This is a genomic window from Bilifractor sp. LCP21S3_F8, assembly GCF_052117805.1.
Taxonomy (GTDB): Bacteria; Bacillota; Clostridia; order Lachnospirales; family Lachnospiraceae; genus Bilifractor.
In genome coordinates this window covers 1-411 of record NZ_JBQKIK010000078.1, presented here as the reverse complement: position 1 = coordinate 411, position 411 = coordinate 1, and the positions used below count along the sequence as shown (strand labels likewise).

The window sequence follows — 411 nt, the reverse complement described above, 5'->3', positions numbered from 1 at the left end:
CATGGCGAACCAGGCGAATAGCCTTGCGCATACCAAATGGCTGTGCAAGTACCATATCGTGTTCACACCAAAGTATAGGCGAAAAATCATTTACAATCAATACAAGCAAGATCTTGCAGAGATACTTCATCAGTTATGTGCATATAAGGGTGTCACAATTATCGAAGGCCACCTGATGCCAGATCATGTACATATGCTGGTCAGCATACCGTCTAAGATCAGTGTGGCATCATTTATGGGATATTTGAAGGGGAAAAGTGCCCTTATGATGTTTGATAGGCACGCAAATTTAAAATACAAGTTTGGAAACAGACATTTTTGGTCAGAAGGATATTATGTCAGTACAGTAGGGTTAAATGAAGCTACCATCAGAAAATATATCCAAGACCAGGAGCGGGCGGATATCATACA

1 protein-coding gene is annotated in these 411 nt (G+C 40.9%); it reads left to right on the top strand.

What is annotated here, in order from left to right; all coding sequences use genetic code 11:
- Window position 1 precedes the first annotated feature (1 nt).
- On the top strand, window positions 2–411 hold a 410-nt coding region (gene tnpA / locus ACTQ3A_RS13960), incomplete at its 3' end, for an IS200/IS605 family transposase (protein ID WP_441495349.1).